This window comes from Psychrobacter sp. P11G3, assembly GCF_001435845.1.
Lineage (GTDB): Bacteria > Pseudomonadota > Gammaproteobacteria > Pseudomonadales > Moraxellaceae > Psychrobacter.
In genome coordinates this window covers 1,188,121-1,211,485 of record NZ_CM003596.1, presented here as the reverse complement: position 1 = coordinate 1,211,485, position 23,365 = coordinate 1,188,121, and the positions used below count along the sequence as shown (strand labels likewise).

The following is a 23,365-nucleotide window of genomic DNA, read 5'->3' as shown; positions in this document are numbered from 1 at the left end:
CAATACCATCCGCTAAAAGCTCGGACGAAATGCCCATAGTCGCTGTGTTACTACTTTGACTTCCTTGGGCATTTTACCGTCTACCCCACTACTATTAGCGGCCTGATTATCATTAGCTGTCTGACTATTATTAACTGCCTGATTATTATCAACGACGGTTTTACTAATCAAAACAGTGGCAAAACGCTCTCTAGCTTGACCGACAGTTGCATTATCAGTCGCTGTGATAAGTGCCATAAATGCTTGGCTATCAACGGCGAGCATGGGTGTTAAAGCCTTTCGCTGCTCATCATTTACACTGCCAAATATCGGTAATTGCCATACTGCATCAATAGACGTCAGCGCCTGCTGTGCGCGCATATCTACCAGTGATTGCATCTGTTGGCTGTTGGCACCATCCATTAGTGCGGCTAACAATACAGGACTGGCAGTATTGATATTAATAGGCACATAATAAGGCACCGCGGTAAGATAAGGCCGTAGTACTGCTAGAGTTTCAGCACTCACCCCTTTCACTTCTAGAAGCTGATCGATACTGACAAAAGGCTGATTTGGCAGAGCATCTGTTGCTACAGCGTTTGACTGCTGCGCATATACCGTACTTTCATCACCACCATCTTGATATACCTCGCCGTCTGCATCTTGCCAATCAAGTATAGCAATAGCGATATCAGGCTCTAGATTTAGTTGCGTGAGTAGTCGTTGGAATACTGCTAAAGCAGTGGTGTTGGCCGTCCCATCTTGATACAAGTTATTAATGTTAAAACGACCAGACTCATCGCGTAGCTCGACGCTGACACTGTGACTAGCCAATGTATAAGGTGGTATAGGCTGCGCCCAGATATCTTGCGCACTATCCGTATCATTGAGGTTGCTATCAGCGCGAATCATCGTCACTGCTAACTGTTGACCTGCATCGATATCTTGCAGCAACTGATTTTGATCGAATAACAGACCACTACGCCTAATTGCAATTTTTTGGCTAGCAAGCATCGACCCTGCAACCACAGTAATACTCACTACCAATAATAAGATAGTCAGCAGTGCAACACCGCGTTGAGAGTTCGCAGTCATCGACATACATAGCCTTTGTTATTGAGCAATTGATGCATTTTAACTACTACCTTCTCAATTATTCGTTCCTAAATTGCTATTATCCGCACTGCTATTATTGTCACTACCATCACTACCGCTGTTGTCATTATTAGCATTATCATTGCTGCTACTATCTGTATTATTGGCTGTGCTTTGACTATTGCTATGCGATATCGGTTGCGGGGCGAGTGCCCATTGCCAAGTGATTGGCATGTCTTGGTATGTAAAGCTAACCGCGACTCCTTTCGGTAATAAAACAGCTGTGGGCTTAGGACTCGCTGTATTCGCTGATTGTCTCACCGCGGTATTTGTACTACTGCCACTGTTAGCGTCATCGCTCGGAAACCTGGTACTTAGCTCTGGTAGATATGCTTGCCAGCTTCCTGCTGTGACACCTTCGAGCAATACGCTGTCTAGGCTGACGCTGTCACGCCCGCCTTCCATACTGGTATACTGGCGACGTATCAAACGCTCATCCGCAAAAATATATTCGATACGTTGGAGGCTATTGCTATTCTGATATCGTGGATCAGGATCGGCGAAGCGTACAAAGCTGATATGCTCGCCATCTAAACTCATAAAGGGCTCAGGCGCTATTTCGTTTATTTGCTCGCTTGATTGAGAACTGTTATTCGCGTTTGTACTGTCGCTTGGACTGTTATTCGCTGCACTGACACTCTGGGTAGTAGCCGCTTGATAAGGGATGATTTGACCCATGTCTTGCTGTAATTGCAAATAGGCGTACTGCAGGACAGCCAGATTGTCAGCATGAAATTGCGCGCGCTCACGAGCACGGTTGACCCCATCAAATACCTGCCAGCCTGCAACGGCTAGCATCGCAAATATTGCCATGGCAACCATTAGCTCAAGTAATGTGAAACCACGCTGATGTCTCACAGACCGCCCCCTGCCTGCTCGCTATTACCTGTTGTGCTTAGACCACTTAAATCCAGACTGCCCGTATCTTGCTCAGCATTACTTAGCATCACAGTGATATCAGTGACCGAGGTGCGAGTCTGTCCATCTATAATAGGCGCAACTGCGATATTTACTTCTTTTAAGGCAGGTGTGATGGCGTCACCGACTGTCATTGCTATTTGCCAATCACGCCCTTGAGCATTAACGGTTTGGGTACGGTTGGCTGTCAGCCACGTCTCTTGAATACGTAAATCAGCGGCGGCATTTTGAGCGACAAAGTGGGCAAGCGTACGAGTACGCAATATATCAACTGAGCTCAGATATGCACTACTGGCACGGCTCGCCGCGACTGCTACCACTGCCAAAATAGCCAGAGCAACCATCACTTCGATAAGGGTAAAGCCGCTCTCGCACCTAGGCTTGAGTGATATAGCTTTTGATGACATAGGCTGGTTTGTCATAGGAGGTTTATATAATTCAGTCACTATAACCCCTGTCCGATTCGCATGCTACCATCTGGCATTATCGTAATCACCTCGCCCACTAAACGCGAATCGTGAAGTACTTCAATGGTGACGGGCGCTGCTTGTCCTGTACCAAACCATAATACTTGGGGTACGTTTTGATCGCTAAACCAAGGCTGTAACGTTTGGGTTCGTCCCGTATTCTGTAAACCGCTAGAATCCAAACTTTGAAATCTAATACTTACGCCACTAGGCAGTTCAGGCAAGCTAACACCTGACTCAACCTCCCAACTTGGCGTTGGTTTTTGCTCATCAGTAGAGCCTGATAGACCAGCAACCTCTGCCGACAGCTCCATAGCATTTTTAGGCTGACTGTCGGCGCTATCTGACATCATCTCTGTTGTCTGGTACGCGACATATGGATTTGATAATGTAACGATGACCGGCTCTACCTGCCCCTGCTTATCTGCCTGCATACGCAAACCCATCGGCTGCATACGTTCAGCCGATAATAGGCGAACGTAACTCAATGAATCGGTCAGATGCTCATAAAAAGCGCGGTTTTTGCGGGATTCACTGCTACCGACAGACAAACTCATTATGCCAGCAAATATAGACAAGATAACCACTACCACCACGATTTCTACCAATGTAAAACCAGTTTGTGTTCGACTATTTATTGATAAAACAGATGATAAGTGACGGGTATCACTTAGTATGGAGGCGCAGCTGCGACAATGGTCTGTAGGTCTTGTATCTAAGCAGCTTGACTGAGACGTTTGACTAATTAGAGTAAAAGAGCAAGTAGCCGCTGAACTGGACTGAGTCTTGACAGTGACCGGCATATTGCACCTATAAGCCCAATTTTAATTGTCGCAGAATAAGAAAGGGTTTTGAAGAATATTAGAAGATACGTGAATTCATACTGCAATTCGTGCTGCAATAGTAAGCATTACAACACGATTTATTAAAACCAAAAAAGGTTCACAACCCAAAAATTACTTGCTACTTTATTAATAACTACTTTAGTAGTTGGTATTACGGTGCTCTTCTGATTCAGTATCGATTTGCTCTACCAGCTCTTGCATATCTTCATCCATGACCTCTTCATCGTCAGCAGGATAATGACTTGGCAACTCTAGCACTTGCTGAACAAAGGCGTAACGCAGCGTATCACGGCGACCTAAATAGCGTTGGTAAAAGCTTGAGTTTAAGAGCCCTGCACCGCCCTGACCAATCGCCCAAATAGACGATAGATAATCACGAGTACTCAAATTACTGTGCTCATCTTTTAGGTATGCGCTAATAATATCAATCAAACGCTTCATGCGCTGGCGACGGATATCATATAACTCACCAAACAAACGATTGAGCCCAGTCACTGATGCTGCCAGACGCTCTTCAATTTGGTTCAATAGCATGGCTTTTTGCGGATTGAATAACTGCTGAAAAATCATACGGGCGACACCTGCCGACGGGCAGTCATCAATACGGTTAATCTCAAACAATTGCTCTTCGTAACGAATAATAATACGCAGATAAAGCTCATCTTTACTGGAGAAATGCTTGTACAGGGTGCCTTTAGCCAAATCGAGCTGATCTGCCAAACTGTCTAAAGTGATATCACCATCGCCTGACTCAAGTAGCAATTGTTCTGCCATCGCTAAGATGTTCTCTTCTCGTGCCTTGAACTGGTGCTGACGACTCATAATCTCTCCTAAAACATGACAAGATTAAGCATATGACCATCAATTATGTGCGTACATTTGGCAATGAGCGTATAAAACTATACAAGAACTGCTGAAATACCATAAAAGGGATATGCTTATATTTACAAATAGTCATTGATAATCATATAGTTACATTTAGCAATTCAAATACTAAAGGGGATTGAACTATAAGACTATCACATAAATGACTGACTGGTCATAGCATAACCATTTTAGCGATACTGTGCCAGTAAATTTTCAAAGTTTTTTGCAGTTAATGCTCCAACCTCGTTACTATCACAACCATACATATCTGCGATAAAGCTCGCGACATAGGGTACGTAGGCGGGCTCATTGGGACGACCACGCTTAGGCACAGGCGCCAAATATGGACTGTCGGTCTCAATCAAGATTCTGTCTCTAGGCATATGCCTTGCAGCATCTTGGATATTTTGGGCACTTTTAAAGCTAACAATGCCTGAGAAGGAGATATAAAACCCCAAATCTAAAGCACGTTTTGCGGTCTCCCAATCTTCAGTGAAGCAATGAATAATACCATGCTCAGCGCCTTCACTCTTTAAGATATCGATCGTATCTTCTTTTGCGTCACGCATGTGTATGACAAGCGGTTTTTTTAGTTGCTGACTTGCATGGATATGACGTGCAAGACTGGCTTGCTGCTCTTTTTTATTTTCTATAGACCAGTAGTAATCTAGCCCTGTCTCGCCTATTGCCCATACATGGTCTTTATCAGCAGTTTCTATTAAACGCTCAACCGTCGCTGATTTCAGTACATCGATATCTTCACAAGGATGGATTCCTACACTCATTCCTAGATTTAGCGTCTCGTCGCCATAGGTGCTAACAATATTAGCAATCTCGTCATATTCTGCAAAATCACACATAATCGCCATCGCACGGGTAACATTAGCAGTTTTCATGGCGTCAATCGCACCAGATAATTTACCATCGTATTTCGTCAAATCTAAACGGTTGAGGTGACAATGAGTATCTGTAAACATAAATAATCTCGTTGTTAAAAACTTTCTCAATTAAAAGTCTGGGAATTAAAAATTTGAATCTTATTTGCATTGATTGCTGTGAAGGAAGCTGTTTTCAAGTGGCATCATATTTCCCACTATTAAAAAGCTATTCACCAATCCATGTCCTAATACCATGAGACTAATTAAGAGGCACGACTCGCATCACCTCTTCTATGGTTGTCACACCTTCACTAATACGTTTTGCACCTGATAAACGTAATGGCTGTAGACCTTCGCGATAGGCTTGTTGTTTGAGTACATCTAAGTTTGTATCGGCTGCGACCAGTTTTTTTAATTCGTTAGACAATGGCATAATCTCGTATAGGCCGACTCGTCCCTGATAACCAGTGTGTCGACAATGCTCGCAGCCTTGAGCCATATAAATTTGTGCTGGGGCAGGCGCGCGCCAAGGCTGTACCAACTCCTGCCATTGGATGGCAACCTCGCTGTCTGGCACAACGTCTACCGCTTTTTTGCAATGCGGGCATAGCGTACGTAACAAGCGCTGTGCCATTACGCCTAAGATAGTCGCTGATGTCAAAAATGGTTGAATACCCAAATCATGCAAACGAGTGATTGAACTTGGCGCATCGTTAGTATGTAGTGTCGAGAGCACCAAATGCCCTGTCAATGAGGCTTGTACTGCCATATTGGCTGTTTCAGCATCGCGAATCTCCCCCACCATAATGATGTCAGGATCTTGACGCATCAAAGAGCGAATGCCGTCAGCAAAGTTTAAATCAACGCCTGGATTTACTTGCATTTGGTTAAATGCAGGTTCAATCATTTCAATAGGATCTTCAATGGTACAGACATTGACTTGTTCAGTCGCTAACTGCTTGAGGGTACTATATAAGGTCGTGGTCTTACCCGAACCTGTAGGCCCAGTGACCAAAATAATCCCGTTTGGATGAGCAGTCAATTCATGCCACGTTTCAAGCTGTTTGCCGGATAGACCAAGCTGAGCGAAGGAGCGCACCAGTACTTCAGGATCGAACACCCGCATGACCAGCTTTTCACCAAAAGCGGTTGGCATAGTCGATAAACGAAGCTCTGTCTCTAACCCCTTCGGCGTTCGCGTCTTCAAACGACCATCTTGTGGTTTGCGCTTTTCTGCAACATTCAGCCGACCTAAAATTTTGATACGGGCAGTCACCGCAACAATGATTGCCAGTGGCATCTCATACACTGTATGCAACACACCATCAATACGAAAACGTACCTTACCTGTCTCACGACGTGGCTCTAAATGGATATCACTAGCTCGTTGCTCAAAGGCATATTGCAACAGCCAATCAACAACTCTAACAATATGCTGGTCATTGGCATCAGGATTAGTATTGTCACCCAATTGCAATAATGCTTCGACATTGGTCACATCGGCAGCTGCACGCTTATGGACACTATTTGCGCCTGCAATCGCTTGGGTGACTTGATAGAACTCTTGACGGTAACGTTTGATCTGCTCAGGATTGATATAGACCGTACGATAGCTTTTTGATTTGATCAATTTTTCAATACTTGAGTGCCAGTCAGTATAAAAAGGCTGATCTGTTCCGATAATCACTTCGTCTACAGCGACCTCAATCGGTAGAATATGCTGTGAACGTGCATATTCAAATGACATCAATTGTGTGACCGCAGGGACATCAACTTTTAGAGGGTCAATACGAACGAGAGTCATATCTGCTTTAGCCGCCAACCACTGGTTGAGCCAAGCCAAAGTTAATTTATTTTCAGCGCTAATGTCCGTCGCATGGCCATTAGGCAAGCCGAATTCACTAATCGTTAGCAAAGGGTGCTGCGCTTTGTCGCGACGGCTAGTAATGACTAGGTTATAGCCGCGTTGGTCAATCACTTTATCTGCCAATAGCTCATCTAGACACCAACGCAAATCAATCACTATCGAGTACTGTTGAGCAGACATATCTATCTTCTTCTATTATTTTAAAATGTGTTGTCAAAAACGATACCAATGCAAGCCAGCTACACCGTAACCACAGCGATTATCTGTAGCTGTCCTGATTCTATCAACTGAAAACTTACATCAACGGATTTATAACGCATAACAAATGGCGTAGCGATCTCTGTCCGTCGATAAGCTGGACGCGGGTCTTGGGCAATTAGCTCTCTGATAATACTCATATCTGAGGCTATCAATTGATTTTGTATACGATGAATCGTAGACGCAACTGTCGCACTGTTCGACCCAGTATTTGCGTCTTTAATACTTGTATCATTGTTATTAGCATCACTAGGCTCGCCTACGCTTACTAGCATCATAAACTGTTCGTTAGCAGCATCGGTCACAGTCACAGTTAATAACTCTGGAGCAGTTGGTGCAAAACCACTCTCTGCCTGAATCAGTGCATCACTATAGGCCACATATGGCTTTATATCGACGATTGGCGTGCCGTCTATCATATCAGCACCTTCGATAATCAATAATACACGACCTTGAACTATTTTGACTTGCTCGAGCTTGACAACAGACAGGCCTAGTCCTGAAGGACGATACATACTGCGACTGGCAAACACCCCTATTCTTTGATTACCACCCAATCTTGGTGGGCGTACTTGAGCGCGAAAACGAGTACTGGTTTCATTGTTATTTTTATATCGATAATTATGATGAAACTGCCAATTCACCCATATATGACTAAACTTATCCAAACCATCAAATGCAGCTGGCGTATCATATGGCGCTAACATCTCAATGACACTAGTCAGAGCAACCAGGTTTGGCTGGCGCGGCGCACCAAATTTTTGTGACAGCGGCGCACGGTGATAGCCAATGACAGGAGCTTGATGGTAGTTATCTAACAGGGGATTCTCATTAAGCATATACCAACTCCAGTAATACAAAACTGTCTTGATAAAGCAGTTTTGCCAAATGATACAAAATTACTCACTAACGATATTCCATTTTATCATGCTAGACAATCACTGCTAGACGGATTTTTATTTTAAAGTTTGGTATTATGAGCAAGAAATTTGATGAGAGTCATTTACATTTGGGCGATATGACCAGTAATGCTGTCATCGTTGACGCAAATTTACTATGTCTAATGACTTAATATTTGGCTATATATAAGCTGATAAACCAGCTGTACTGCGCTTATCCATCATTTACTCGTTCATAAAAATAGCAGTTTCGACAACGATCAAAAGACTGATACGTTTTTATAATGTTCAATTTAACATTGAAAATTCTGATTTAATACTTATTCAAACTTAACACACAAATAACAACTTATTAACGAGGACTTTATGTCAAAACTTCGCACCGAAACGGTCACAGAGGTTCATCACTGGAATGACTCTCTATTTAGTATCAAAACCACTCGTGACGATGGCTTGCGCTTTCGTAATGGCGAATTTGCGATGATTGGACTTGTTGTTGATGGCAAGCCACTATTACGCGCTTATTCAATTGCTAGCCCTAACTATGAAGATCATTTAGAATTCTTTTCTATTAAAGTTCAAGATGGTCCATTAACTTCGCGCTTACAGCATATCAAAGTAGGTGATGAGCTGTTAGTCAGTAAAAAACCAACGGGCACACTAGTATTGGACGATCTGCTACCAGGTAAGAACCTTTACATGCTCTCTACTGGTACTGGCCTTGCTCCTTTCTTGTCACTAGCACGTGATCCTGAAGTGTATGAGCGTTTTGACAAAATCATCTTAGTACATGGCGTACGTCATGTTCATGATTTGGCTTACCGTGAAATGTTTGAAAATGAGCTGCCTAATGATGAAATCTTTGGTGAATGGTATCGCGAAAAATTCATCTATTATCCAACCGTTACGCGTGAAGAGTTTAGAAACCAAGGTCGTGTCACTGATTTGATGAAATCAGGCAAATTGTTTGAAGATATTGGTTTACCGCCAATGAATAAGGATGATGACCGTGTCATGCTTTGTGGCAGTATGCCGTTTAATGCTGAGGTTTCTGCCATTTTAGATAACTTTGGCTTGACTGTTTCACCACGTATGGGTGTGCAAGCAGATTACGCAGTTGAGCGTGCCTTTGTCGGCTAGAATGATGCTATTTAGCATCATTAGAACAAATGAAAAATTGTATAAAATAATACTTGACGCATGTAAATAGGCTGCTATAATACGCAGCCTATACAGTCAACACTGTAGCCCAATTAGATAGTATTTAGTCAATAGCTATTATCACCTAACATGCCAGTGTGATGGAATTGGTAGACATGACGGATTCAAAATCCGTTGCCTTTAAAAGCGTGTCGGTTCGAGTCCGACCACTGGTACCATTATTTAGTACAAATTAGCCTCCTTTATCGGAGGTTTTTTTGTGCTTATTATTTATATTTGTTTTAATAAATTCCTAGCTTGTTTATATCGATACTTCAAATGGCATGACAGCGCTTATCTTAATCGGTACCGCATAACTCCATGGCATGCCAGCACTACAATAAAAATATCCATCATTAAACGATACGATATAAGCGGTAAAATCATTACCACACTGATCCATCATCGCTTGTTCATCGCTTTCATCACACACTGCGCACCATATATTTTCATCACCGCGCGCTAACATTGCTCTTGTCAAATCGCTCCCTTTTAATTCATGACTCATCATCAGCTCCTTAATTATCTTGAACTTTCTCATTACTATTTTTTTAGAAAGTTAATTTACCAGTATTCAATTCATAAGTTTGGTATGAGCTATAAACAATGTCTTATCAGGTAAATACAATTCCTATAAAAGACCATTTATTACTTTCATAACTATTGATTATCGTGGTTAATATATTGTAAAACGATAGCATTAGAACTGTAACATACAACTATAATATTCATGATGGAAGGCGATAATATTCAGACAGGCGGTATGGAAAATCTGAAAAACTTAAGGTATGTACCATACAGAACATCTATTAGTAAACATATGTTAAATAAATTGAATTTATTAGTGTTTTAACGCCATATATCTCTGACTATTAACCTTACACTATATTTAATTATTGATATATAAATTATTCAGATATTGCCATATTTTTATGGTTCTATATTCGAAAAACCCCTTTACCGTTTAATAATCGATACTAAAATAAAAGTATTGAGTGATGTAAAATATTAACCATGAAAACTCCTACAGCGTCCAGTCCACGTAAAATCATTCATATAGATATGGATGCGTTTTATGCCAGTGTAGAACAACGTGACTTCCCAGAATTACGGGGCAAGCCACTAGTGGTTGGTGGAGATCCAAATGGTCGCGGTGTTGTAGCAGCGGCTAGCTATGAGGTACGTCAGTTTGGGGTGCGCTCAGCCATGTCTTGTTATGAGGCTCGCAAACGTTGTCCAGAAGTCATATTTGTCAGACCACGTTTTGAAGTATATCGAGCTGTTAGCAGCGATATTCGCAATATCATGTACAGCTTAACGCCTCATGTTGAGCCATTATCGCTAGATGAAGCTTATCTTGATGTCACTGGTCTTACCGTACATAAAGGCTCAGCAACATTGATGGCCAACTGGTTAAGAGCACAAATATTACAACATACAGAATTGACCGCGTCTGCTGGCGTGTCCTTCAACAAAATGTTGGCCAAGATTGCCTCTGATATCAATAAGCCTAACGGCACCGCTATTATCACGCCAGAAGACGCTGATGCTTTTATCAGCACACTACCTATTGAACGATTTCATGGGATAGGTAAAGCAACGGCAAGACGATTACATGCAATGGGCGTGACTAACGGTGCTGATCTACGCCGTATGTCAGCCGAAGTATTGATTGATGAGTTTGGTAAGCGAGGACAGTTTTATCATGATATCGCTCATGGTCGGGATGAACGCGCTGTCAAATCTGAGCGCTTGCATAAGTCTGTTGGTTCGGAGACTACTTTTAGAGAAAACCTAAACGATGACACGGCGTTACGTGTACAAATCTATGAACAAAACGCGGATGCCTTCGCGCAACTGCACAAAAAAAATCTCGTCGCTCATACTATAACGCTCAAGGTTAAGTATGCTGACTTTACTCAGATTACCCGTACACACACGCTAACCACCGCTTTTAGTAGTGCTGAATCTGCTCATTACTGGTTAGACAAGTTATTCTTAGATATTCCGCGCCAGCTCCCTATCCGATTAGTCGGGGTCACTTTTTCGTCATTGACACCTGCAGCTCAACTATTGCCTCAATTAAATTTATTTGAGTAAAATAAGTGAAAGCTAACGTGATAAACATTAGGACAGTTAAATATTTTTGCTTAGGCTATTTAAGTAATTCAAATATATTTTGTGCACTTTGGCTACTTAGTAAAGCAACCTTTTATAGCAGTATTTCTGCTACAATTATGCCAAAATTTCTATCCATTTAAAGACTGATTATGACCAACGCTCACACTGCATCTTCCGATTCTAATGCCCCGCTTGATACCAATAACAATAGTGACGTCTTAGATTATCTAAGCGTGGAAGATTACGACTATGACCTACCAGATCGTTTGATTGCGCGATATCCATTAGCGCAGCGTTCTGCTTCAAAACTTTTGTACTTGCCTGCTCACACTGACACAAATGCTACGCCTGTAGAAGACTGTTTGTTTTCTGAATTGCCTGAATTATTAAACGCTGGAGACCTTATTGTATTTAATGATACAAAGGTAATGAAGGCACGTCTATTTGGTCAAAAAGATACTGGCGGTAAACTTGAGGTTTTAATTGAGCGATTGGTTACTGTTTCAGACTTAGATATAACAACACTGCATTTAGAAGATTCAGATAATGAGTCAGTCAACCAAGAACATATTGCCCTTTGCCATGTAAAAGCCAGTAAAGCACTAAAACTTGGTCAACGCTTTCAACTTGCCGATCGTCATATGAGTGGCGCGATGATTGGCCGTCAGGACAACTTGTTTATTTTAGCCTTTAATGCACCAATTTTGCCTGATTTAGAAATTTATGGTGAGCTACCTATCCCGCCCTACTTTGAACGTCATGCTGACGATACTGATAATACTCGTTATCAAACGGTGTTTCATGATCCTGCTAAGCTTGCAAGTGTCGCTGCACCGACAGCAAGTTTGCATTTCGATGAATTGGTGCTTAATAAACTTTCAGAAAAAGGCATCAATACTGCTTTTGTGACATTGCATGTTGGCGCTGGTACCTTTGCACCAGTTAAAACAGACAACCTACTCAATCATACTATGCACAGTGAGTATGCACATCTACCACAAGCAACTGCTGAGCTGATTAATAAAACGCATGCAAATGGTAATAAGGTCATCGCGATTGGTACCACAGTGACTCGCGTCCTTGAAACGGCGTATCAAAAAACGGCTATCAATGGGCAAGCACTCTCTAGCTGGTCAGGCGACACGGACATCTTTATTTATCCAGGATTTAAATTTGGTGTCATTGATCGACTGTTAACAAACTTTCATTTACCCAAATCGACGTTGCTAATGTTGGTATCAGCTTTTTCTGGCAAAGCATCGATTGAACATGCCTATCAACATGCTATTAAAAAAGAATATCGATTCTTTAGTTATGGTGATGCTATGTTACTTGACAAGAAAATAAGCTGAACATTAAATAAACATTTATGCATTGGACGCAACAGTTGTGAAATAAACTGGTAAACTAAACCGTACTTTGTTATAACAGCAAAGATAACTTATTTTGTAAAGGACTGCTCATGTCTTGTCATTTATCTCGTCGCTTGACTCCTGTACATCGCGCGGTATCGATGGCATTACTTTATTCTGTAGGTTTGGCCGCTATTATTCCAAGCGCGCAAGCGGCAACTATCGGTAAGACAGTCGTTAGTTCAGCTCAGCATGAACCGTTGAGCGCAAGTATCGTGGTTACTGACATACGAGCGGCTGACTTTTCAGCGAGCTTGGCCAATCCAGTCATCTATCAACAGATGGGATTGACGCCGACTGACTCAATGCAGGTGCGCTTTCAAGCAACTTCAGCGACCAGTGGTCAGGTATTAATCAGCACATCACAGCCTGTATCCAAGCCTTTTGCTGATTTGGTGTTATCGATCAATGACAATGGGCAGCAAAATGTCGTACCAAAAACATTATTAATGCCGTTAAACGATAGTCTACCGATTAATAATGCTTCCAAAAATAGTGTCAAAGGCACTCAGAAACTAAATTTACCAAGTGTTTCTGCAAGCACTGCAAAACCGTTGACCGTAAGAAAAGGTGCACCGCCGCCACTAATATCGGTATCTAACGCTGCTGCAAATAAACCAGCTCTAGCAAACATAGCAGCAGTTGACCCCTCTATTTCTAGATCAGTGTCTAGCATACAGGCACCAACAGTGACAGCTACTTCGCGGACTAGCAACCTTACTTACGCGCCTAGTCGTCTTGATAATGGGCATTTAAATAGCGACTCTAATATAAAAAATTCTAGCAGTAATGCAAAGAAGACTGATAACGGACTTAGTTCAGCGAACCGTTTAGATAGCAGTTTCTTAAATGCAAACAACGCTGAAACTACGAAAGCTGTCATCAATGACAGCGCCAAAGCAAGTATTAAAAACACTCCTATCTTAGATAAAGTATTAATTGATAAACCACTCGACACTCTAGATATTCAAGTCACACGGCAGATACAGCCGAGTCGTAAAAAAACAGACGCTGACGCATCACCCGTATTGACTCCGACTACTAGAATCTTAGCAAGCAGTACTGAGAAAAATGATACTAGCGTCTTGGCTGCTTCTACTGACAATACAACGTTGAAAACTACTAATAACACTATTAATAGTGCGCCTTCAAATGATAGAGCAACAGATAGCTCGACAATCAATCAATACCAAGTACAACGTAACGATAGCCTATGGATTATTGCCCAACAGATCGCGCAAGAAAATAACCTAGATACTTCCATCGTGATGAAGCAAATTCAGTCACAAAACCCTGATGCCTTTATCAATAGAGACGCCGATCAATTAAAAGCAGATGCTAAGCTTATTTTGCCCAGTTATGATGTCATACCATCGCAAAAAAACTTAGAAGCGGCTATCGATGCACAAAGACAATATATTCGCAGAGCAAATACAGCGGCGATGCAAAAAACAGCTCAAAGACCTTTTAAGAAACCCTCTATAAGTACGCAAGCGGTCAAGCGCCCTGAAAAAGCCACGACAACTAAAACACAAACTTTATCAAAAGCACAATTTTCTGTGCTTGCGCCCGGGCGAGACGGTAATGCAGATGGCACTCAAGCAAAAGCAGCATCAAATACAGGGAATGGTTTGAGTACAGATATATTAGCGACACTCCAGGCATCGCGGCAACAAGCAGCATCACAGGCTCAACGATTATCAAGTACGAGTAGCACTCTTAGTAGCTATACTAAAAAAATTCAATTACAAAACCAAAAATTGGCTGAGCTACAGGCTCGTCTCGAAAAATTACGCAATCAATAATTGCCTAACTGACTCATACACTAAATTGTGATCACAGGCGTAGGAATAACTATGGACAATATGCTATATATCATCGCTGGATTGGCGCTTATTCTGTTAGTGGCTGCTTTATTCTTGCGCAAAAACAAGGCGCAGAAATCGTCATCATCATCGCCTATTAGTGCAAGAAAAGGTACGCCTACTCCATCACAAAAAGTAGATTATGGTACTCCTACCCACACTAATGTCAGCAATAGCCATAAATTTGACCATATCACTATTGCACAGCGTTTTATGGATCAGCAGCGCTATGACAAGGCGATCGAAACCATTAAACGTGGTTTAAGTGAGAAACCTCATAACAGTGCATTGTCTCTGAAACTACTCAGCATATACGCGACGATAAACCAGCCAGAAGATTTTAATAATATTTATGAGTCTATAAGAGCCCATAATGATAGTCAGACTATCGCTCAAGCAGACGAGATAAGAAATCTATCTTTTGATGAATTAGAACCTGCCGCTGTGCAAACTCTAGCCCCGGACAATGCCAAAGACGATTTTGGCGCTATCGACTTCGATTTGCCTATTAGTCAGAATGATAGTACTAATACAGTAGATCACCAGTCAATTGAAGAAAGTAATAACGCAAACGATAACGCAATAAATGAGCCTATCGATAGCTTAGAAGTGTCAAACGAAATTGACGATATTAATCCTACTACCGAAACTTCGAATGATAGCTTTGATCTGACCCTCAGCGATTTAGAGAACGATTTCGCTGCGCCTAATGCGACCAGTGAAACGCCAGTCACACCATTGGACAATGTAGATAACGACATTTTAGAGAGCTCTGCTAACGATAATGTTAGTAATAACGAAGATAACGATCTTAGTGACTTTGAGTTTGACTTTGATTCATTTGATTATACTTCGAATGAATCATCTATAGACACTAACCTCTTACATGATAACAATGAAAAAGCACTACCAGAAGAAGATTTCATCTTAGACTTCGATGATTTAGCAGCCGACTCAGACAAAGACAATATCGTCACTAATGACGTATCTATGGATTCAGAACAACACTCTGTTGATACTATTCAAAGCGGGGCAGATGACTTTGCTTTATCTTTGGACAGTCTAGATACATTAGATGACATCGATACTATCTCCAATGATGACCTATCAACGACTGAAAACGACAGTGATTTCGACAATTTTATTCTGGAAAATACTGCTTTTGGAAATAATGCTTCTGAGAGTATGACCCTTGAAGAAGATAACTTTTCAGATATTAATCTTGAGGAACCATTACTCAATGATGATATCGAGGTTAGCGATGTTGAAGAATCGAATATCGCACCTGCTGCACCATTGAGATTTGACGACAATACACTGATAGACGATGATTTCAATATTGACGATGCTGATTCTCTATTTGACGCTCCGTCGACCACTATTCCAGCCTCTACAGCTGCGCCAGTTGAGAGCGACACTCCTGTCGCGCCTCAAGAGACTGAATCGGCAGAAGATTTTTCATCACGTTTCGCAGCAGATTTTGATTTCGTAAAGTCACTAGACAGTAATCAAGTAACGTTAGACTTGGCAGATCAATATCTACAACTGGGTGAATATGACAGTGCAAAGCGTCTACTCAATGAGGTGATAGCTCAAGGTAATAGTGAACAGAAACAGCAAGCACAGTTACTACTTGAACGTACTGCGTAGTTAATCGTCTAGTCTCTTATCAGCAAGTACTTCCTAATCACGGGATGCTTGCTGATTTTTTTTGCATTTAACTCTAATACTATCTATTATTGAACCCTTTAGCCATCGTTGCTCAATTCTCCAGCACCTCTTTTCTTCCATACTTGTTTACTGTGTTGATACTATGCCATCTTCTGTTATGCTCAAAAATCTATCCGATCCTATTCAACTGATTTATGCTGGTGGTACCTTTGGTAGCTATGGCAGACCTTTAGCGCCATTATCAGCAGAAGTGTTTTTGCCTACTATACAAAAACTTTTATCTGCCCAAGACAGTACGAATAACTTACCGACAGTCTCATGGTTAGAAAACACCCTGATCAAAGACAGCAGCCAACTTACTCCTAGCGACTTTACCCATTTCTATCAACTACTCCTGAATGCTTATGCCAAAGGTGATAGACGCTTTGTACTCATTACTGGCACGGATACGTTGAGTTACTTAGGCGCATTTTTAGCAGAAGCGTTTGCAGGTAGTGATATTTGTATTGTTCTGACCGCAAGTATGCGCCCATTATTAGACAGTGAAATATTACACTCCTATAACATCGATGAACATAGCGATGCTTGGGGCAATCTCAACGACTCATTAAAACTAGCCGCTGCTGGTGAGTCAGGCGTGAAGATTAGTTTTGGCGGGGAAGCATGGCCTGCTCAAACGGTACAAAAAATTCACAGTCATGATCTGATGGCATTTACTGGTCATTCTCGCGCCGCTTACCCAGCCAATAGCTATATAAAAAATCTACCTGACACTCGTAGACAGCATTGGCTCGATGACCAACAAGACTTGCTATCCAGTATTAAAACACGCGCTGAAAACGCGAGTGTTCATGCGCTATATTGCCTACCTAACGATGTTTCGATGATAAACAACCAGCTACAAGCTTTATTGTCGCAGCCACCATGTGGCATCATTCTATTAGGGTTTGGCGCCGGTAACATCCCTTATTCAGCTACACTAGCAGAGACACTGACCCTTGCTCATGAGCGTGGACATATGGTGATATCAGCCAGTCAATGTCCGTTTGGCGGCGTCAGCGATAGCTATGCGGCGGGCAGTTGGCAGTACGAGCATCATGTCATTGCTGGTGGACGTTTGACCATACCTGCTATTTATGCCCGATTACTATGGTTGTTACTTCGCTATGATAGTCCTGCCAGACGCAGACAGCGTTGGTTGAATAATGTCAATCAAACCGGCACTACCATCAAAAAGCGATAAGCGACTTTTAATTAATTCCCATTTTATAAGTTTAGAAACCATAATGTCTGAGACTGAAATTATTGAAACTGAACCAACCTATACTTTAGCGATTGCCATTGAGTTCTTAGGAACTCATTATCATGGCTGGCAACGACAACGAGAGGTTTTGGGTGTACAAGAAGCCTTAGAGACAGCTATCGGCAAAGTTGCCAATGAGCCTGTAGAAGTCATCGCAGCTGGGCGTACTGATGCCAGCGTCCATGCGAGTAATATGATTGCCCATTTTACGACTCATGCGTATCGCCCAACTCATAACTGGTTACGCGGTGTGAACAGCCTACTTCCCGATGATATTGCTCTACGCTGGATACAACCTATGCCAGCTGATTTTCACGCGCGTTTTGGTGCTATTGCTCGTCGCTATCGTTATATTACGCTCAACCAAGCACAGCGTCCTGCCATACTAAATCATCAAGTAACTCATATCTACGAACCGCTTGATTTGAAAGCCATGCAGCAAGCAGCAGCTGATATCGTCGGTACACATGATTTTAGCAGTTACCGTGCTGCGGCCTGTCAGTCCAATCAGCCAGTGCGTACGATTAGCCATGCCAACCTTTTTGCTCATGGTCAATTTATCGTTTTCGATATACAAGCAGATGGGTTTTTACATCATATGGTTCGCAATTTGATGGGCACATTGTATGCCATTGGTAGACATGAGCTAGAGCCAGCAGATTTTTTGAAGATTTTGCATAAGAAAGATAGAACGATTGCACCGCCAACTGCTTCAGGTAATGGATTGTATTTTATCAATGCTTATTATCCTGAGCGTTTTCAAAGCTTATTGCCAAATGCACCGTTAACGCCTGTCTGGTTAAATTTGCCTGATTAAGCGTTATAGTTTGGCATACATATCACTTACATGCTGTCAAGTCAAAAGCAGGTTCGTATTGCTTTAATCCGCTAACTTACGTATAATATGGGCTTATTTTTTAATTGATTGATACAAATTATGGCAAAAGACGATATTATTGAATTTGAAGGCGAAGTCATTGATACCCTTCCTAATACTTTGTTCAAAGTTCGTTTAGAAAACGGGCACGAAATCATCGCGCATATCTCTGGTAAGATGCGTAAGCATTATATTCGTATCTTGACAGGTGATAAGGTTAAAGTTGAAATGACGCCTTATGACCTATCTAAAGGACGTATCACCTACCGTGGTAAAAACTAAATACTGACTGACCAATATGGTTATGAAAGTATTAGCATTGGTAAGATACAGCCAATAGCCGAATAGCTACGTTATCGCTGATAGCTGATATGACGCTTGGGTAGTGAAACTGATAATAATAATGAAAATGCTAATCTACTCATTATTGCCTATCAATATTTTAGTTATTTAGTATTGACTGTTTCTACTTACCACAGAAAATACCGCTAGATTTTAGCGGTATTTTTTTGTCCATTTTTTATGATTTAGTACTGCCGTGTCTAACTAAACTCGACAGTTGCGCCATTTTTTATTACTCCAAGCAGACTAAGCGCATCCCAATTGGTCAAACGCACACAACCTGCTGATGCTTGACGACTGATACGAGCAGGATCTGGTGATCCATGAATGCCATAAGTTGGTTTACTAAGCCCAATCCATACCGAGCCTACTGGATTGTTGGGACCTGGTGGAATGATAGACTTGCTACCGTCATTGGCCGTATAAGTATAGTTGGGCTCGTGCACCTTTACCTTAACAGTATGCGTACCTGTTGGTGATGGTGTCGCTATACTACCCACTGTCGTCGGATAGCTAGCAATCAAGTTATTGTTATCATCATAAGCGTAGAGTGTCTCAGTGGCTTTATCAGCGACAACGCGATGCACAGGCTTAGTGTTAGGATTGCCAGGGTTGTATACCGTGATAATTTCACCCGCAGTAAAACTGGCATCAAGATTAAGCGATTTTAAATATTTCTCACTAATATGAAACTTCTCTGCCAATGCCTCAGTAATGCTTTCGTAGTACATTCCCTCAAGCTTAGATTTGGCAACAGAATCAGCAGGTATGGTTGTGGTTTTGACATTCACGTCTGCTTCAGTAAGCTGATAACTGACTAGTACTGGTTGAGTCGTAAGCTTCTCATTCTTGGTCAGCGCTTGCCACGTCTCAGCATTTAGCGTATCGGTTACGTCTAAACCATTTGCTTTTTGAAATGCCTGCATGGCTTTGCGAGTATTTTTGCCCCAGTACCCATCGACAGGCCCTACTCCATTATGATGCCAGTTTAATAGAGCCTGCAGCTTTGTTCCTATATTACGATCGATCTCTGCATCCGCCGTCCAAGTGACATTGTTTACTTTTTTTGCATTGTCAGATAGGTTCTCAGTTGTGTACTTAATCGTAGGTAGTAGCTTATTCAATGAAGTCGCGACTTTACTATCTCCTGTTAACTTTTGACTTACGCCATTAGTAACCGGACTGACTTCTGCCGGAGCTTTGACGCTATTACTTGAGCTCACACTATCTGTTGTCTCTGCTGCGATGCTTTGCCCCATGAATAGTAAGCTAGAGAGACTAACCACTGTCAATGCTTTACTGATTCTTGTTAGTTGATACATGTAACACTCCTCATTTAATAAATTCTATTATTATTTTCAGTTTTCAAATACTACAGTTTTTTGGATTTTTAGAACTTACCTCTGTCATCTAAGTTTTTACTATTATATTTTTGCTAAAAGTAAAAGATTTTAAGTCTTTTACGAGTCATCAATATTGTCATATTACCTTGTGAGCATATAACAGCTTTGTGTTAAAAGGAGCTTTGTTGTACAGCGTCTCTGTTAATAAGGCGCTTATGAATAAGCTTGGCTAACAGATAAACGATAAACGATAAAAAACCCATAAGCCACTTATTAGCTTATGGGTATATAACACGCAAAATGAGACTGTGGAAAATGCTATATAGGAATAGCCTTTCAGCGCAAGTTAACTTATATCAGTTTGGCCAAGACCGCTTGACCCATTTCTTTACAGCCTACCTGCTTAAGTCCAGCTTCACTGCTATCTAGAATATCAAGCGTACGTAAACCATCATCAAGCACATCACTGACTGCCTGTTCAATTGCTTGTGCCGCATCTTCTTGCTTAAAGGTATAACGCAGCATCATAGCAACAGATAAGATAGTCGCTAATGGGTTGGCTTTATCTTGTCCTGCGATATCAGGTGCTGAACCATGACACGGCTCATACATGCCCTTACCTGACTCATCTAAGCTCGCTGATGGCAACATCCCGATTGATCCTGTTAACATCGCAGCTTCATCAGATAGGATATCGCCAAACATATTACCTGTCACCATAACATCGAACTGCTTAGGATCTTTAATCAACTGCATGCAAGCATTGTCAGCATACATATGTGATAACGCCACATCGCTATAGTCAGCTTGCTGCATCTCGATCATCGTCTGTTTCCACAGCTCGGTGACTTCTAATACATTGGCTTTATCAACTGAACATACCTTAGCTGCTGTGCCTGCTGCTTGCGCACGCGTTTTTGCCAATTCAAAGGCAACTTTACCAATGCGCTGAATCTCACTTGTGCTATACACCATCGTGTTATAGCCTTGCTGCTCACCATTTTCTAGTGTGCGGATACCACGAGGCTCACCGAAATAGATACCGCCTGTCAGTTCACGAACGATCAATAGATCTAAACCTGAGATAATTTCAGGTTTGATACTTGAGGCATTAGCCAACTGTGGGTAGAGCTTGGCTACGCGTAGGTTGGCAAATAAACCAAGCTCACCGCGGATTTTCAATAGACCACGCTCAGGACGTTTGCTACGCTCGATCGCATCCCATTTAGGACCACCGACCGCACCTAGCAATACGGCATCTGCGGCGCGAGCACGTGCCAATGTCTCATCTGGCAAAGGCTCACCAGTTGCATCAATAGCCACACCGCCAATCAATCCAGACTCAAGCGTTAAATCAAGTGAAAACTTATCATTGACAGCTTTGAGCACGTCAATGGCTTGGGTCATAATTTCAGGGCCAATACCATCACCCGCTAATGTTAAAATCGTTGCCATACTGATCCTTTTGGAATGTTTTTATTGGTTGGTTATATTTTTGAGCTTTTTATACTCATATTTTATGCTGCCATTTTTTTGGCTTTGGGTGCTGATGTTACTGCTTTGGCCATCCCCGTCTCTACAAACTCGCCTTGATGCTCAGCGTCTAGTTGCTTACAGAATCGGCGCTGTACTTTAGTACCTTGCAATAGCTCAATACATAAAGGCTCAGGTGATGCTGTGTCTAATAGACTGCCTGATTTTTCGCTGTTCTTCTTTTGATAAGCGCGTAGCTGATAAGTACCCGCTTCAGTAAAGTCATGAATCATCGCAAAACGTTCAACATAGCCCATGTTATTTTCTGGATAAAAATTCACATGGACCTCGTGTTTGGCAGGCATGACCCGTGCATAGTAGTTGGTCAATCCTGGCATACTGGAAGGCGCTAACGGCACAACTTTTATGGCATTTTTATTGACGAGTGGTGTCATATCCACATTCATCGATGTTTTTGCTATACCTTCTTGACGTGGTAAAGCTGTCATAATCTGAGGATTGGTTGGCTCGTGACTGTTGGGCGCAATAATGAGTGTTTTATCTATCTGCACAATTTCGCAATGATATGTACCCACACAGGCAATATTTACCTCACCAGCGATAGGTTTAATTTTACCTACCCATGCTTCAGCACTCTCTGCCTCATTTATTTTTTGATAGCCCGTCAATAGCTGACAGCCTGACAATAATAAGCTTGCAGCAACAATTGTACTTGTCCATAGAGCATAACGTTTTGTATTCATAATGGCGGCTACTATTCAAGAGAGATAATAAAATGTAGTGAAAAACTATTCTTCATTTTAGACAGTTCACCGCCATAACTCAACGCTGCGTTGCGACTACTCATATTTTATTAGCAGTAGATTATAGAATGACCTTCTACGCTCTTACGTCGTTAAATATCCACGGTGTTTTTTGCATCATTTGTTGCTCATAATCTTTAATAGCATCACTTTGTTGCAAGGTTAGACCAATATCATCCAGTCCGTTTAACAAGCAATGTTTGCGAAAGGCATCTACTTCAAAAGCATACTCTTCACCAGTTGGTGTAATAACGACTTGACGCTCAAGATCAGCGGTCAATTCATAGCCTTCGTTATCAAAAGTCGCCTTCATTAACGTATCTACAATCGCTTCATCCAACACAATCGGCAACATGCCATTTTTGAAACAGTTATTGTAGAAAATATCTGCAAAGCTAGGCGCAATTACCGTACGGAAACCATACTCTGATAACGCCCAAGGTGCATGCTCACGACTAGAGCCACAGCCAAAGTTTCTACGTGCTAGTAAGATAGTAGCACCTTGATAACGTGGTTTGTTTAATACAAAATCTGGATTGATGACTCGTGTGCTATTGTCTTGACCAGGATAGCCTTCGTCAAGATAGCGCCAATCGTCAAATAGATTCACGCCAAAACCTGTACGTTTAATAGACTTCAAAAACTGTTTTGCGATAATTTGGTCGGTATCGACGTTTGCGCGATCTAACGGGCAAACGATACCTGTTTGGGTGTTATAAGCTTGCATAAAATTTCCTATCAATTATATTTTTGCTGGCTGATGATCTTGATAAGCGTATTAAACAGTAAATAATTTTTACC

The 23,365-nt window shown here is 41.8% G+C and carries 21 protein-coding genes and 1 tRNA gene; 9 read left to right on the top strand and 13 right to left on the bottom strand.

Annotated elements, in window-relative coordinates:
* Positions 1–12: 12 nt before the first annotated feature.
* The 8 genes from gspK to tsaA form a co-directional block, all read right to left on the bottom strand.
* Entirely contained in the window at positions 13–1,080 is a 1,068-nt protein-coding gene (gene gspK, locus AK824_RS05025) for a type II secretion system minor pseudopilin GspK (RefSeq protein ID WP_057759354.1), read from the bottom strand.
* Between the two features lie 48 nt (positions 1,081–1,128).
* On the bottom strand, positions 1,129–1,992 hold the full coding sequence (gspJ, locus tag AK824_RS05020; protein ID WP_057759353.1) for a type II secretion system minor pseudopilin GspJ: 864 nt from the start codon (positions 1,990–1,992) through the stop codon (positions 1,129–1,131).
* Positions 1,989–2,459 (bottom strand): type II secretion system minor pseudopilin GspI, encoded by a 471-nt coding sequence (gspI, locus tag AK824_RS05015; protein WP_227511207.1) that lies wholly within the window; start codon positions 2,457–2,459, stop codon positions 1,989–1,991. The genes gspJ and gspI overlap by 4 nt, the downstream gene beginning before the upstream one ends.
* A 38-nt stretch (positions 2,460–2,497) precedes the next feature.
* Positions 2,498–3,127: a prepilin-type cleavage/methylation domain-containing protein gene (locus AK824_RS05010; protein WP_264753498.1), complete on the bottom strand. Its 630-nt coding sequence runs from the start codon at positions 3,125–3,127 to the stop codon at positions 2,498–2,500.
* A 375-nt stretch (positions 3,128–3,502) separates the two neighbouring features.
* Positions 3,503–4,186 (bottom strand): TetR/AcrR family transcriptional regulator, encoded by a 684-nt coding sequence (locus AK824_RS05005; RefSeq protein ID WP_057759351.1) that lies wholly within the window; start codon positions 4,184–4,186, stop codon positions 3,503–3,505.
* A 233-nt stretch (positions 4,187–4,419) separates the two neighbouring features.
* Positions 4,420–5,208: a TatD family hydrolase gene (locus AK824_RS05000; RefSeq protein ID WP_057759350.1), complete on the bottom strand. Its 789-nt coding sequence runs from the start codon at positions 5,206–5,208 to the stop codon at positions 4,420–4,422.
* A 160-nt stretch (positions 5,209–5,368) separates the two neighbouring features.
* On the bottom strand, positions 5,369–7,156 hold the full coding sequence (locus tag AK824_RS04995; protein ID WP_057759348.1) for a type IV pilus assembly ATPase TfpB: 1,788 nt from the start codon (positions 7,154–7,156) through the stop codon (positions 5,369–5,371).
* Between the two features lie 59 nt (positions 7,157–7,215).
* Positions 7,216–8,073, bottom strand: a complete 858-nt coding sequence (gene tsaA, locus AK824_RS04990) for a tRNA (N6-threonylcarbamoyladenosine(37)-N6)-methyltransferase TrmO (RefSeq protein WP_057759346.1) — start codon at positions 8,071–8,073, stop codon at positions 7,216–7,218.
* Between the two features lie 426 nt (positions 8,074–8,499).
* Between tsaA and AK824_RS04985 the strand changes: the two genes are divergently transcribed.
* Positions 8,500–9,273, top strand: coding sequence for a ferredoxin--NADP reductase (locus AK824_RS04985; protein ID WP_057759345.1), 774 nt, complete (start codon positions 8,500–8,502; stop codon positions 9,271–9,273).
* Positions 9,274–9,425: 152 nt separating this feature from the next.
* Positions 9,426–9,512 (top strand) — tRNA-Leu (locus tag AK824_RS04980).
* An 83-nt stretch (positions 9,513–9,595) separates the two neighbouring features.
* On the opposite strand, the gene AK824_RS04975 is transcribed toward AK824_RS04980, so the two are convergent.
* Positions 9,596–9,841, bottom strand: coding sequence for a hypothetical protein (locus tag AK824_RS04975; protein ID WP_057759343.1), 246 nt, complete (start codon positions 9,839–9,841; stop codon positions 9,596–9,598).
* 506 nt (positions 9,842–10,347) lie between these two features.
* On the opposite strand from AK824_RS04975, the gene dinB reads away from it, so the two are divergent.
* The 7 genes from dinB (at position 10,348) to infA (ending at position 18,864) form a co-directional block, all read left to right on the top strand.
* Entirely contained in the window at positions 10,348–11,433 is a 1,086-nt protein-coding gene (gene dinB, locus AK824_RS04970; protein WP_057759342.1) for a DNA polymerase IV, read from the top strand.
* A 170-nt stretch (positions 11,434–11,603) separates the two neighbouring features.
* Positions 11,604–12,806 (top strand): tRNA preQ1(34) S-adenosylmethionine ribosyltransferase-isomerase QueA, encoded by a 1,203-nt coding sequence (gene queA, locus AK824_RS04965; protein WP_057759340.1) that lies wholly within the window; start codon positions 11,604–11,606, stop codon positions 12,804–12,806.
* A 110-nt stretch (positions 12,807–12,916) separates the two neighbouring features.
* A complete protein-coding gene (locus AK824_RS04960) occupies positions 12,917–14,671 on the top strand; it encodes a type IV pilus assembly protein FimV (RefSeq protein WP_057759338.1) in 1,755 nt (584 codons plus the stop codon).
* A gap of 51 nt (positions 14,672–14,722) precedes the next feature.
* Positions 14,723–16,381: a FimV/HubP family polar landmark protein gene (locus AK824_RS04955; protein ID WP_057759336.1), complete on the top strand. Its 1,659-nt coding sequence runs from the start codon at positions 14,723–14,725 to the stop codon at positions 16,379–16,381.
* A gap of 163 nt (positions 16,382–16,544) precedes the next feature.
* On the top strand, positions 16,545–17,645 hold the full coding sequence (locus AK824_RS04950) for an asparaginase (RefSeq protein WP_197411818.1): 1,101 nt from the start codon (positions 16,545–16,547) through the stop codon (positions 17,643–17,645).
* Between the two features lie 43 nt (positions 17,646–17,688).
* A complete protein-coding gene (truA, locus tag AK824_RS04945; protein ID WP_057759331.1) occupies positions 17,689–18,522 on the top strand; it encodes a tRNA pseudouridine(38-40) synthase TruA in 834 nt (277 codons plus the stop codon).
* A 120-nt stretch (positions 18,523–18,642) separates the two neighbouring features.
* Positions 18,643–18,864, top strand: a complete 222-nt coding sequence (infA, locus tag AK824_RS04940) for a translation initiation factor IF-1 (protein WP_021814850.1) — start codon at positions 18,643–18,645, stop codon at positions 18,862–18,864.
* 260 nt (positions 18,865–19,124) lie between these two features.
* Here the strand turns inward: infA and AK824_RS04935 are convergent, their stop codons facing one another.
* The 4 genes from AK824_RS04935 to leuD form a co-directional block, all read right to left on the bottom strand.
* A complete protein-coding gene (locus tag AK824_RS04935) occupies positions 19,125–20,246 on the bottom strand; it encodes a L,D-transpeptidase family protein (RefSeq protein ID WP_057759329.1) in 1,122 nt (373 codons plus the stop codon).
* A gap of 372 nt (positions 20,247–20,618) precedes the next feature.
* Positions 20,619–21,722, bottom strand: a complete 1,104-nt coding sequence (gene leuB, locus AK824_RS04930) for a 3-isopropylmalate dehydrogenase (RefSeq protein ID WP_057759326.1) — start codon at positions 21,720–21,722, stop codon at positions 20,619–20,621.
* 62 nt (positions 21,723–21,784) lie between these two features.
* Complete coding sequence (locus AK824_RS04925; RefSeq protein WP_057759324.1) at positions 21,785–22,504, bottom strand: hypothetical protein; 720 nt, start codon at positions 22,502–22,504, stop codon at positions 21,785–21,787.
* 136 nt (positions 22,505–22,640) lie between these two features.
* Positions 22,641–23,291: a 3-isopropylmalate dehydratase small subunit gene (gene leuD, locus AK824_RS04920; RefSeq protein ID WP_057759322.1), complete on the bottom strand. Its 651-nt coding sequence runs from the start codon at positions 23,289–23,291 to the stop codon at positions 22,641–22,643.
* Between the last annotated feature and the right edge of the window lie 74 nt (positions 23,292–23,365).

Bases quoted from the DNA above. Each gene is read 5' to 3' on its own strand.
- AK824_RS04955 (WP_057759336.1), top strand. From the start codon at position 14,723: ATGGACAATATGCTATATATCATCGCTGGATTGGCGCTTATTCTGTTA.
- queA (WP_057759340.1), top strand. From the start codon at position 11,604: ATGACCAACGCTCACACTGCATCTTCCGATTCTAATGCCCCGCTTGAT.
- gspK (WP_057759354.1), bottom strand. From the start codon at position 1,080: ATGTCGATGACTGCGAACTCTCAACGCGGTGTTGCACTGCTGACTATC.
- leuD (WP_057759322.1), bottom strand. From the start codon at position 23,291: ATGCAAGCTTATAACACCCAAACAGGTATCGTTTGCCCGTTAGATCGC.
- AK824_RS04985 (WP_057759345.1), top strand. From the start codon at position 8,500: ATGTCAAAACTTCGCACCGAAACGGTCACAGAGGTTCATCACTGGAAT.
- AK824_RS04925 (WP_057759324.1), bottom strand. From the start codon at position 22,504: ATGAATACAAAACGTTATGCTCTATGGACAAGTACAATTGTTGCTGCA.
- leuB (WP_057759326.1), bottom strand. From the start codon at position 21,722: ATGGCAACGATTTTAACATTAGCGGGTGATGGTATTGGCCCTGAAATT.
- AK824_RS04950 (WP_197411818.1), top strand. From the start codon at position 16,545: ATGCCATCTTCTGTTATGCTCAAAAATCTATCCGATCCTATTCAACTG.
- infA (WP_021814850.1), top strand. From the start codon at position 18,643: ATGGCAAAAGACGATATTATTGAATTTGAAGGCGAAGTCATTGATACC.
- AK824_RS04975 (WP_057759343.1), bottom strand. From the start codon at position 9,841: ATGAGTCATGAATTAAAAGGGAGCGATTTGACAAGAGCAATGTTAGCG.
- truA (WP_057759331.1), top strand. From the start codon at position 17,689: ATGTCTGAGACTGAAATTATTGAAACTGAACCAACCTATACTTTAGCG.
- AK824_RS04935 (WP_057759329.1), bottom strand. From the start codon at position 20,246: ATGTATCAACTAACAAGAATCAGTAAAGCATTGACAGTGGTTAGTCTC.
- AK824_RS05005 (WP_057759351.1), bottom strand. From the start codon at position 4,186: ATGAGTCGTCAGCACCAGTTCAAGGCACGAGAAGAGAACATCTTAGCG.
- AK824_RS05000 (WP_057759350.1), bottom strand. From the start codon at position 5,208: ATGTTTACAGATACTCATTGTCACCTCAACCGTTTAGATTTGACGAAA.
- AK824_RS04995 (WP_057759348.1), bottom strand. From the start codon at position 7,156: ATGTCTGCTCAACAGTACTCGATAGTGATTGATTTGCGTTGGTGTCTA.
- AK824_RS04960 (WP_057759338.1), top strand. From the start codon at position 12,917: ATGTCTTGTCATTTATCTCGTCGCTTGACTCCTGTACATCGCGCGGTA.
- dinB (WP_057759342.1), top strand. From the start codon at position 10,348: ATGAAAACTCCTACAGCGTCCAGTCCACGTAAAATCATTCATATAGAT.
- tsaA (WP_057759346.1), bottom strand. From the start codon at position 8,073: ATGCTTAATGAGAATCCCCTGTTAGATAACTACCATCAAGCTCCTGTC.
- gspI (WP_227511207.1), bottom strand. From the start codon at position 2,459: ATGTCATCAAAAGCTATATCACTCAAGCCTAGGTGCGAGAGCGGCTTT.